This is a genomic window from Tropicibacter sp. Alg240-R139 (genome assembly GCF_900537075.1).
GTDB lineage: Bacteria > Pseudomonadota > Alphaproteobacteria > Rhodobacterales > Rhodobacteraceae > Falsiruegeria.
The window spans coordinates 257,005-268,506 of record NZ_UNRA01000004.1; the positions used below are offsets into that span (position 1 = coordinate 257,005).

The 11,502-nt window shown below is 55.9% G+C and carries 8 protein-coding genes and 1 pseudogene; 5 read left to right on the forward strand and 4 right to left on the reverse strand.

The features are described 5' to 3' along the window. Positions 1 to 42: 42 nt before the first annotated feature. Both G6R15_RS16965 and G6R15_RS16970 read left to right on the forward strand, forming a co-directional pair. A complete protein-coding gene (locus tag G6R15_RS16965; protein ID WP_164661167.1) occupies positions 43 to 969 on the forward strand; it encodes a carbohydrate kinase in 927 nt (308 codons plus the stop codon). A gap of 358 nt (positions 970 to 1,327) precedes the next feature. Continuing rightward, positions 1,328 to 1,429: pseudogene (locus G6R15_RS16970) on the forward strand (integrase); the annotation flags it as partial. Between the two features lie 66 nt (positions 1,430 to 1,495). Here G6R15_RS16970 and G6R15_RS16975 read toward each other — a convergent pair. Together G6R15_RS16975 and G6R15_RS16980 are read right to left on the reverse strand one after the other, a co-directional pair. After that, positions 1,496 to 1,888, reverse strand: a complete 393-nt coding sequence (locus G6R15_RS16975) for a DUF2147 domain-containing protein (protein WP_164661168.1) — start codon at positions 1,886 to 1,888, stop codon at positions 1,496 to 1,498. 55 nt (positions 1,889 to 1,943) lie between these two features. Further along, the gene (locus G6R15_RS16980; protein ID WP_164661169.1) at positions 1,944 to 5,276 is read right to left on the reverse strand and encodes an SDR family NAD(P)-dependent oxidoreductase; all 3,333 of its coding nucleotides are present in this window, start codon (positions 5,274 to 5,276) and stop codon (positions 1,944 to 1,946) included. An 84-nt stretch (positions 5,277 to 5,360) separates the two neighbouring features. On the opposite strand from G6R15_RS16980, the gene G6R15_RS16985 reads away from it, so the two are divergent. Beyond that, positions 5,361 to 6,308 carry a LysR family transcriptional regulator gene (locus tag G6R15_RS16985; RefSeq protein ID WP_164661170.1) on the forward strand — a complete coding sequence of 316 codons (948 nt, stop codon included), beginning with the start codon at positions 5,361 to 5,363 and terminating at the stop codon, positions 6,306 to 6,308. On the opposite strand, the gene G6R15_RS16990 is transcribed toward G6R15_RS16985, so the two are convergent. Beyond that, positions 6,305 to 7,810 (reverse strand): MFS transporter, encoded by a 1,506-nt coding sequence (locus G6R15_RS16990; protein ID WP_306432352.1) that lies wholly within the window; start codon positions 7,808 to 7,810, stop codon positions 6,305 to 6,307. The two genes, G6R15_RS16985 and G6R15_RS16990, sit on opposite strands and share 4 nt — an antisense overlap. 472 nt (positions 7,811 to 8,282) lie before the next feature. On the opposite strand from G6R15_RS16990, the gene rarD reads away from it, so the two are divergent. Next, on the forward strand, positions 8,283 to 9,233 hold the full coding sequence (gene rarD / locus G6R15_RS16995) for an EamA family transporter RarD (RefSeq protein WP_164661172.1): 951 nt from the start codon (positions 8,283 to 8,285) through the stop codon (positions 9,231 to 9,233). Here rarD and G6R15_RS17000 read toward each other — a convergent pair. Next, complete coding sequence (locus tag G6R15_RS17000) at positions 9,140 to 9,691, reverse strand: TIGR00730 family Rossman fold protein (protein ID WP_164661173.1); 552 nt, start codon at positions 9,689 to 9,691, stop codon at positions 9,140 to 9,142. The genes rarD and G6R15_RS17000 overlap by 94 nt on opposite strands. Before the next feature lie 131 nt (positions 9,692 to 9,822). On the opposite strand from G6R15_RS17000, the gene G6R15_RS17005 reads away from it, so the two are divergent. Then, a complete protein-coding gene (locus G6R15_RS17005; protein ID WP_164661174.1) occupies positions 9,823 to 11,481 on the forward strand; it encodes a LysM peptidoglycan-binding domain-containing protein in 1,659 nt (552 codons plus the stop codon). Positions 11,482 to 11,502 lie beyond the last annotated feature (21 nt).

The following is an 11,502-nucleotide window of genomic DNA, read 5'->3' on the forward strand; positions in this document are numbered from 1 at the left end:
TGCAACACGATTCAGTATCTTAGCCTTTGTTGAGGGAAGCCAATGATCCTGTGCTGCGGTGAAGCTCTCATCGACATGATCCCCGAGCCAACGCTTGGGGGTTCGGATGGCTATGTACCGCGATCGGGTGGCGCGATATTCAACACGGCAATTGGGTTGGGGCGGCTTGGCTGCCGAACGGGCCTATTGAGCGGGATTTCAACTGATATGTTCGGTCATCAGCTTATGGCCGACTTGCGCGCAAGTAACGTCGAAACGCACTGGGTTATACGATCAGAGCGCCCTACGACTTTGGCCTTTGTTAAACTGTCTGAAGGTCACGCGTCGTATTCATTTTTTGACGAGAACTCGGCCGGGCGGATGATCGCAACCGATGATTTACCTGGCAATGTGGGCGATGTTTCCGCTCTTTACTTTGGGGGCATCAGTTTAGCCTGTGATCCGGGGGCTGAAACATACATGCAGTTTGCGCAAATGCACGCAGGAAATTGTGTTGTGATGGTCGATCCCAACATTCGACCCAGCTTTGTCACCGATGAGCCGAATTTCAGAAACCGCATCGAACGGATGCTCAAGCTGGCGGATATCGTAAAGGTGTCCGACGAAGATCTGAACTGGATCATTCCAACAACCGATGCGCTTGAAACGAAAGTTGCCCAACTATGCTCGCTTGGTCCCTCTGTCGTGATCTTGACGCGCGGCAGCTCGGGTGCCCAGGCATGGCTGCCGGACGGGCAATCTGTTTTTGTTGCCAGTCGAAAAGTCAATGTCGTCGACACCGTTGGCGCAGGCGACACGTTCAATGCCGGTGTGCTTGCAGGACTGTCCGAGGCAGGCGTGTTAACCAAATCTGCAATGCAAACGGTTTCAGTGCGGGTCATCGAGCGGGCAATTGAATTTGGCGCGCAGGTTGCAGCAATCAATGTAAGCCGGGCCGGCGCAAATCCGCCATGGCGTGATGAGCTTTGACGACGCCAAGAGTCCGTGTAGCTCGGAACTGCCGATCTTCAGTGCCAGCAAGGACCAGGACATAGTGTTAAGTCGACGTCCGCCTCCAACATCTTAAAATGACAGCCCCGCTAGTACGCCCGCAATGTAAACCTGTCTTGTCCGCTCTTTCGCATCTCCGCCATTCATGCAACTCGCAGCATTGTCCCATTGGGGCTCTGACCAGACCTCGGATGCGACGCAGCATTCTGGGATATATTGCCTCGGTCACCTGAGGTGCCCTTAGGTTGATAGACGCCTTGCTTGGAAATTTTGGAACCAAAGAGAGACGGATATGAACAAGGGCATTCGGTTTACCGATGAGTTTAAGCAGGACGCTGTGGCGCAGATTTTCGAGAAGACTGGCAACCTGAGCACGGTCCAACTGCTGCTCGGTCCCACGAAGATGGATAGCACCGTCCGGTTTCTCGGAGTTGAATAGGAAGATGCCTTGGCTATCGCAGACCTGAATTATCAGTATTTTTACTCGGGTCTGCAACGAATTTTCTTACTCTGGCCGCTTCCAGTTCTGACCGTCGCAGAAACCAGAAACACAGCCTTCTACTCTGATAGCAGTTTTGCCCAGTGTAACGCGTGCGTCGTAGTCAGCGTCAGTTAGAACGTCATAAACCGTTCCGTTTTCCCAGCGGTTTTCCTCGACACGTTCCATGTCCCAGAAAATGGCGCGCCCGATCAGTTCCTGTGCTGCCGGATTGTCCGAATTTACAACTTCGGTCACTGTGCTGCACAGGTTTTCGTCGGCATCTTGGCATGGGTGGATGTCCACCAACAAATGAGCACCAGTGTCATCCGTGATCGTGCGCCAGATGCCGTATGGTTCGTTGGCGAGAGCCGGTCCAGCGAGCATCAGCGCCACAGCGCCGACATACAGTTTTTTCATGATCTCCTCCTCTTGGATCTGAGTGTTCTGTGAGTGATGGGCTTAAGGGGCCACGTCATTCTGCAGCCTTTCGCCCTTGTGTACCGGCCAGCGTTCCTAAACGTGCGGCAATGTCGTGCAAGGCCTCAGCGGCGTCCGGAACGATACCGGCCCAGCTTTTGAACCCGTGGATCAGGCTGCTGTATTCGACATAATCAACCGGTACGCCCGCATCCCTTAGCGCGGTGGCAAATTCCTGTCCTGCGTCACGCAACGGATCAAAACCTGCGGTCGCAATCAACGCAGGCGGCAGGTTTGCATGACTGTCCGCCTTTAGTGGTGAAATTCGCGGATCATCCCAATCAACGCCCTCGGGGATGTAGTGGCGCGCAAACCAATCCTGCAACGTGGCATCCAACCCGAACCCTTCGGCAAACTCGATGGACGATGGCGTTTCATGCCCCGCAGCGACCGAAGGATAGATCAACGCGCTCCAGGCACATTGCGGACCGCCTGCGTCGCGCAACAACTGAGCAGTGACGGCCGCCAGATTGGCGCCTGCGGAATCACCTCCTACGCCTATGCGCGTCGCATCCAGCCCAAGCGCGGCTGCGTTCCGAACCACCCAGAGATATGCGTCTTGGGCATCCTCGACAGGCGCGGGGAATTGGAACTCGGGTGCGCGGCGGTAGTCGACAGAAACCAGTGTTACACCGCTGCCCGCAGCAAGGGCGCGGCAGGCATTGTCATGTGTGTCCAAATCCCCGATCACCCATCCGCCGCCGTGGAAATAGACCATTCCAGCCTCTTCCGAACCCGCTTTGTCTGGCCTGTAGACGCGATAGTTCAAGGTTCTGCCGTCAAGTTCCATAGTCCCGTTTTCAACCGCGCATACGATCGAGATCGGAGCTTCCAATCTTTCGACCATCGCCGAAAACAGCACGCGGGCGTCCACGGCGGACATCTCGTGCATCTTGGGCCCATTCTTGGCGTCCGGCGATGACAAGATTGCCCCGATTGTGGAATCCAGTTTACGTGCCAGTGCCAGGTCTTTGTTTACTTGTCTTCTGGGTGTCCAGTTGTGGGGCGGTTTGCCCTTGTTGGCGGTGAGTTTGGTCAGAACAAACTCTGCTTCATCCACATGGCTCATCTGGTTCGCGAAATCCTGTGCGTTGCCCGGGTAAAGCGTTTCGATGCGGCCGTTTGATCCGATGTACCAGCTGTCACACCCGGACGCCCAAACGGTGTTGTCCAATTGCGATTGCATCGCGTCACCGAACCCAAGACACGTCTCTTTGCTCACGGACACCAGGCGATCTCGCCCGGCCAGTTTGATAACGTCAACGATCCAATCCACCGATTGTTCGATCAGATACACAACCGAAGTTGTGCCTACTCCGGAGTTGGGGCCGGTCACCAAGAAATAGTTCGGCAAGTCCGGAACCATGCTGGATTTATAGGCGTCTGCGCGGGTCTGCCAGATGTCATCCAAAGAACGGCCACGTTGGCCGGTTACACGGAATGCTGACCTCTGCCCCTCGATGTCAAACCCGGTCGCATAGATGATTGCATCCACCTGCGTCAGTGTCTCTTTGGAGATGACACCAGTCGGTTCAATTGCCGTGATCGGCGCTGTTTCCAACGCGACGTTGGAGCGATTGAGCGTTGGCAGGAAATCGTCCGATATCAGGATGCGTTTACATCCAAGTTCGTAGTCCGGCATCAGCTTTTCAGCAAGGTCAGGATCGTCGATCTGCGACCGCATGTGAGCCTTGATTTCAGCCTCGGCAACCCTTCGGATCGCGGGGCTCACGACGATCGGGTAAAGCCGGGTGTCCTTGTCTTTGAACTGTTCATCCCGAACCGCCTGCATTTGGGCGAGATCTCGGCGGAAGCTGTGTTTTTGCTCGTCGGAATAGGCAAAATCCTGACGCGCTGCGATATAGTTGGGCGTGCGCTGAAATAGTGTGACTTGCGCTGCGGTTTTCGCCAGTTGGGGAACTGCTTGGATCGCGCTTGCCGCGCTGCCAATAACAGCGATGCGTTTGCCGGACGGGTCGAAACCCTCGTCCCATTCTGCTGTATGCATTTCTATGCCGTCAAAATTCTCGCGCCCCGGCAATTCGGGAATGAACGGCTTGTGCAACCCGCCAGCCCCGTTCACGACAAAGCGCGTGCGAACTTCGGAACCGTCTGCAAAAAGCACGATCCACAGTGAGCTGGATTCGTCGAATTGAAGGTCCGTTATCTCGCAATTCAGGCTTATCCGGTCCCGCACGCTATATTTGTCGGCGCAATGCGCGATATAGGACTGAATCTCTTGTTGGGGCGCGTAAAACCGGCTCCAGTCGGGGTTCATCTCGAAAGAGTAACAATAGAAATGCGAGGGGATGTCACAGGCGGCCCCAGGATAACGGTTGTGCCACCAAGTCCCACCAATGCCACTGCTTTTTTCAAAGACACGAAAGTTAACGATGCCACTTTCCTGCAGTTTGATTGCCGCGCAGACACCGGAAAATCCAGCACCGATAACTGCCACATCCAACGGTTCCTGTCCGCTGGCAATCGCATGCTCAAGCGCATAATCTTCAATGCTGGTGCTTGCTTGCAAACCAGTCTCTATTTCGGCGAACCGGCCAGCAACAAAAGGCGCAAGATCGGCTTGAGTGAAAATGTAAAACCGGCCCTTGCCGATTTGATCCAGGGTCCATTCCGCGACCACGTCGGGTTCTAATCCCGCGTCGATTGCGGCTGCCACCTGCCGATCCTGATCCGTTTCTTCGCGTGTGGCATCACCTTCTTTGTTCGAAGGACTCTCTTGGGCGCTTTTGTGAATGTCCGTGCGTACCCAGCCGGGGCACAAAAGGCCAACACCAATATCTGTCGATGCAAATTCCTGGCGTAGCGCTTCGCTATAGCCTACAAGACCAAACTTGGAGGCATTGTAAGGGCCACCACCGGGCAAAGCGAGATGCCCAGCCATGGACGCTGTATTCAGGATAAAGCCACCCTCGTTTTGCGCTTTGAAAACGGGGACGAACACTTCGGTACAATGTACCGCGCCCATCAAGTTGATACCAAGAATCCAATTCCAGTCTTTTATGGGAATTGTTCCTGTCTGCCCCCCCAAGGACACACCGGCATTGTTGGCAAGAAAATGAACCTTGCCGAACCGCGCAAGGGTGGCTTCGGCGGCCCGGCCTACCGAAGCCGGGTCCGAGACATCACATTCTACCCACGCAGCATCAATGCCTTCGCTGCAAAGCATGGCACAACTTGCAATCAGTTTGTCGCCGTCAATATCCGTGAGCATGACGCGCATGCCGCGCCGACCCAGCGATTTGGAAATTGCCAAACCGATGCCATTCGCGGCTCCCGTGACAAATGCGATTTTACCTTCGAATTCCATGCATCATCCTCAACTCACAATTCAAAGTTTGACCTGCTAACCTTATTTGTAAACACTGTAAGTATTGCTTACAGAGGACTCGAAATGGATGGTCTTAACTCTCTCAGGCAGCTCGTCGCGCTTGGTGACACTGGCAATTTTCGTTTGGCTGGTGAGGCTTTAGGTGTTTCCCATTCGGCCGTGAGCCAAACAATACGCAAGCTTGAAGATAACTACGGTGTCGAGCTGTTTGATCGGACCCGAGGGCGCACAGTGCCCACGGCTTTTGGCGAAAGACTGATCGAATCGGCGAGACGTTCATTGAACGACATGGAAACTGCGGCGCGCGATCTGCAACTTATGGAAAGCCATCAAGGCGGCAGGCTGGTCATCGGAGTGGACCCCGCGGTCAGCGAAAGCCTGCTTTCTTTGCCTCTTGCGAAGATGATGAACAAATATCCATCGTTGCAATTTACCGTCCTCGCGTGCAATCGCGCCCGTTGGGAAAAGCGCCTGCGCAACCGCGAAATCGACATGTATCTTGGCCTGCAACCGGATCGCGAGGAGGAGGTGTTGAGCTATCGCAAACTTGTTCTTCAACCACCTGAGTTGTTTTGCCGAGCTGATCACGATCTGCTGTCGAAACCACGTATTCTCATCCATGAACTGCGGCATATGTCGGTGATAGGTGGGGATGTTCCTGACTGGTTCCTGTGGCGTATTCTTGATGCGTATCCCGATGCATTCTCGGGCCTTCAAGACCTGCGCGGTACGTTTCTGACCTCGCAGGATTTCGGCTTGCTGCGTCAGCTTTTGTTAAGGACCAACGCGTTGGCCATATTGCCCGAATTCGTTGTCCAGAAAGAGATCGCCAAGGGTCTTGTGCACAAGGTCGAAATCCAAGGGTGGCCGTTTAGCGAAGGCACCATATCGGGCGTTGCTGCATGGCTGCGTGAACGCCCACTGCCACCGGCGGCCAAACAGCTTTTGTCCCAAGTGCAGCGCATGTTGGATCAATCCGTCTACCTGCGTCGCAACGGGAGTGAAGCCTAGCCTTTTCCAAGAGCTTGGAGGTTATCGCTATGTTCGGAACGGGTCAGTGTGAACCCCTTTAGCACCCAAACAGAGATCACGTAGAGCACCGCGATCAGGATGACGTAGGGGATGGCGATTGACTGCATCGTACTCTGGTCGATCAGCCTGCCACTTTGCGCTCCGAGGCTGAGCATAACGCCCGACACAAAGATTCCGAGACCCGTCACGACCTTGCGCGTGAAGGAAAACGCTGCAAAATACATGCCTTCCGCGCGGTGACCGGTGCGGATTTGATCGACTTCCACAAGATCAATTGTCATCGAAAACTTCACAGCGCTCAGCAGAACCGTCACGGTTGTCGTCAGGAAAGTCAGGATCGCGACCACGTAAAACAATTCCGAGCTGCGCGGCGCTGGAAGCAAGTCAAAGTATTTTCCAACAATCAGGGAAACGGACAACACCAGTGCCATCCAGCTTAGTGTGACAGCTACAGATTTCTTTTCAAAACCGCGCACGACAAATGCAGTGGACAGGTACGCGATGATCGCTGCAGGTACCATCGTCAATGTCACGAGGGCGATTTGGGTCGAACTTAGGCCGAAGTAAAAGATCCCGAAATAAAGTTGCAACGACATGGCAATGCCCGACACAAGGTTGGTGCACAGCGAAGCGAGAAAAACCGACCTAAAGGAACTGTCGGCAAAGATATGCCCCACATTCTTGAAGAACCGGAATCCGTAACCTTGGCTACTGGTGTCGGGGGTGCTGAAAACCTTGATGGAACGGTGGGTTCCAACCGATGACATCAACATCGTCACCACCATGACAAGCGTGGCCCAGAAAGCGTATCGTGTATAACCCTCAGGGTTCAGAATGCCCGGATCATAATCCACCGAATCCGGCAAGAACACCTGATAGACAACCACCGCCATGAAGACCCCACCCAGCCAGCCGAACATAAGGCGCAAACCGGTGATTGCCGTTCGTTTGTCGTAGTCATGAGAGATTTCACCGATCAACGCCGAGTTGGGGATCTCAAAGAAAGTAAGCGTCAGTCGAACCGCCACAGACATGAATGTCAGATAGAGAAACAGCATGAACTCGCTGGTCTCGGGCGGAGTCCAAAGCAGGTAATAGGTGATCGCAATCGGTACAATTGAGGCATACATGAACGGATGTCGTCGCCCCCACCGGGAAGTGCAACGATCTGACAAGTAACCGGCCCAGGGGTCTGAAACTGCGTCAACCAACATCGCAATCAACAAGGCGATCCCGACCAGATACGCCGGAAGCCCTAGCACCTGGTTGAAGTAGATCATTAGGAATGTCGAGAACCCGTTGTCCTTGATCCCATAGGCAATCGATCCGATGCCGTATGAAACAATACCTCCCAAACCCACTTTTTGCGTCATGGCCGTTCCTCCCGGTCGCCATGATGTCCAAGGGGTAAATGTTCGTAAACTGCGTAAGGGTTGCTTACTGGAGCGCAGGGACGGTGCGATAATGAACCTTATAACCAGAAAGCCTGCATCCTGACTGACTGCTTTCTTTGACGATCAGTTCTCATCATTTTGCGAAGAAGAGCGACTGCGCGCCTTCGAATTAAGCGCGAATTGCAGTGAACATCCACTTCCCACCCGACGGATCGACGCTTTCGATTGGACGAAAACTCTGCAATCCAAATGTCCGCTTCCAAGCCGGAGACCGGAGTCACTAACACCCGCAGCGAACTTCCGCTGTCCGCCCGAGGAGCAAGAAAGCCATGTCTGCTTTGGACTGAGAGCAGCCACTCCGGCGCCCGTGAGAATGACTGTTTCGTCCCGCATAACGGACAAACACAGCCGTTGGTCTTCTGGCTCGTTTTGACAAGGTTGCGTGTTGTGCAGCCGTTTTGAAGTGACGTGTCGCCCAGGTTTCTCTTTCAATGACGGTTCTTGCCAAGTCGCTCACCAACGGTCACACCGGGAGCTGTAAATCTGAAGAGGGTAGGCCATGAGCGACACACTGCGCGGGATACTGGCCATGATTACATCCTGCTTGGTGTGGGGCCTGTCGCCGCTGTATTATAAGCTGCTGGAGCATGTGCCCCCGGCCGAGCTGCTTTCTCATCGCACCCTGTGGGCGGTGATCTTCTTTGTGGTGCTACTGGCCGTGCAGGGACGCTTGTCAGATCTGCGCAAAGTCCTGCGGGGGCGCAAACAAGTGGCGTTGATTGCAATGGCCTCACTTATGGTGGCAACGAACTGGTTCTGCTTCATCCTGTCGATCCAGATCGGAAAAGCCACCGAAGCGTCGCTGGGGTATTATATCTTTCCGCTCATCGCTGTGGTGATTGCCCGTATTTGGTTTTCGGAACAGTTGGCCCTGGGACAGTGGTTGGCGGTGGGATTGGCGGCGATGGCCGTGGTGATCCTGACCTGGGGTCTGGGCGTGGCGCCGTGGATTGCGTTGATCATCTCGACCACTTTTGCGCTATATGGAGCGATCAAGAAGGGGCTTGCATTGGGGCCAGTCGTTTCGGTCACAGCCGAGGTTCTTTTGGTGTTGCCACTGTGGCTGATGGTGATGGGCTGGTTCCATCTGCAGGGGCAGGGGAGCTTTGGGTCGGATCTGGGCACCAGCTTGCTTTTGATGCTGTCGGGGCCACTGACGGCGGTGCCGCTGATTTTGTTCAGCTACGCTGCGCGTCGGGTGGCACTGTCGACGATCGGGTTATTGCAGTACATCAACCCAACGCTGCAATTCCTGTGTGCCGTGGTGGTTTTTGGCGAGCCATTCTCAGAATGGCACGCCATCGCCTTTCCGCTGATCTGGGTCGCTCTGGCGGTGTTTTCGGTCTCGGCTTTGCGTCAGGAGAGGGCCATGCGCAAAGCCGCCACCGTGGCCTCGGGATCGTCAACCCATGTAATGAAGTCCCCAAGCGATGCATCGGCAAAGCCCTGATCCATAGTGTGATTCATCAGATCACGCAGCGTGTCCCAATAGCCGTCCACGTTCATCACCAGGATCGGCTTTTCATGCAGGCCCAACTGACGCCAGGTGAGTGCTTCGAAAAACTCGTCCAGTGATCCTGGGCCGCCGGGCAGCACGACCACCGCATCGGCGTTCATGATCATCACCTTCTTGCGCTCGTGCATCGTCTCGGTCACGACAAAGCTGGTGAGGTCGGTCTTGCCCACTTCGCGATTCAGCAGATGGGTGGGGATCACGCCAAACGTGTCGCCGCCAGCCGCTTGTGCAGCGCGTGCAACCGCCCCCATCAGCCCCACATCGCCCGCGCCGTAGACCAGCCGCCAACCCTCGTTGGCGAGCAACGTGCCAAAGGTTTCAGCGGCCTGTGAATACGCAGGCATTGCTCCGAAGCGCGATCCGCAATACACACAGACGGATTTGACAGTCATGGCTGGCCTTTCAGTGGGAATGAAACATGCGTTTTGCCCCCTGATAGCGGGATTGCTAGGCTGGCTCAACTACGCGGTTGATGGTTCGGGATGGGGCCCGGGTCATGCGCCGTGGATGGGGAAGGAAGAACATGGCAGCGAGTGCCGGAGCTGGGGGGCTAAGTGCCCTTGGATGGGTCGTTGTGGCAGGCGGCGTTGCCGTTGCCGGAGCAGCAGGGCTTTATTTTTCAGGGGTTTTGACACCTGCGCCAGAAGTCGAACAAGTTGTTGTTGTTGACACCAAGCCGGAAGATGCACCCGCCAAGGCCGTCGAGGCAACCGATCCAGTCGTCGAAGCACCGGCGCCGGTCGGAGCCTCTGATCCCGAGCCAGCTGAAGACGTAAGCGAGACGGCGGAACCTGAGGCCGATCCTGCGCCCGAAGAAACCGAATCCAATCAGACGACCGAGGCCGATCCTGAGGCGACAACAGAGCCTGAGGTCGCCCCTGAACCGGTTGTACCTCCGCTTGCAGCCCCGTCGCTCGATACCATTCGCATCGAGCCGGATGGTTCGGCTGTTCTTGCGGGCAAAGCCGCACCCGGCAGCGAATTGTCCGTGCATCTGGATGGGCAAGAGATCGAGCGCGCTCAGGTTGATCGAAGTGGCGCTTTCGCCTTGTTCCTGACACTACCGTTCAGCGACGCACCCCGTGGGCTGAACCTGACCGCCGAGTTGGACGGTCAAACCGCGCAGTCCGACGACTATTTGTTGGCTGCATTGCCGAAACCGCGGCCCGTCCAGGTGGCAGAGGCGGTGGCGGAACCTGAAGAACAAGCGCCAGCAACCGAGGCGGCGCAGACTGACCCTCAGCAAGAGGTCGAGACGTCATCGCTAGAACCGCAACCCGAAACGACGGCAAATACGGCAGAAGCGGGCCAAGTGGCCGAAGTCGAAGCACCCGCAGATCCGACACCGGTTGACGACGCTCCGGACAGTGAGAGTGCAGAGACGCAAGACAGCGCACCCGAGCCGGTTCAAGTGGCCGAGGCCGAACAATCGGCAGATCCTGAGCCGGTTCAAGACACAGAATTGGCCCAAAGCACCGCCGCGCCGTCTGAAGAAAGTGCAGAGGACTCTACAGCTCAAGTTGCGGCCAATGCGGCCAATGCGGCCGAGGAGGCTTCCGCCGCAGAAACGGGAATTGTGATTTATGAAACTGCCTCAGAATCCGAGGAGGCGGTCGAAGAAGAACCGCGTGCCGTCGCGATCTTGAAATCTGACGAAAAAGGTGTCGAGCTGGTTCAAGCGCCGACGCCCGCAACGCCTGACGCCAAGGTTCAAATCGCGCTGGATACCATCGGGTATTCCGACGCGGGGGATGTGCAACTGACCGGTCGTGCCACGCAAGGGGCGCTTGTTCGGGTTTATCTGAACAACCTCGCGGTCTCGGATGTCGTCACTGATACCGAAGGCCGTTGGCGGGGTCAGCTGGATGACGTGAGCCCCGGTATCTACACCCTGCGCGTGGATGAGCTTGGCCCCGGAGACGTGGTGTTGAGCCGCTTGGAAACCCCGTTTAAACGCGAGGCACCTGAGGTGTTGCTGCCCAAGGCGGCCGAACCGGGAATCGCGCCGGAAACACCTGCGATCCGTGCGGTAACGGTGCAAAAGGGCGATACGCTTTGGGCGATCTCTCGCGCCCGCTACGGCGACGGTGTGCTTTACGTCAAAGTGTTCGAGGCCAACCGAGGGGCAATTCGCAATCCCGACCTGATTTACCCCGGCCAGGTGTTCAACATTCCCGAATAGCGTTGCATTCCGGCCCCTTCG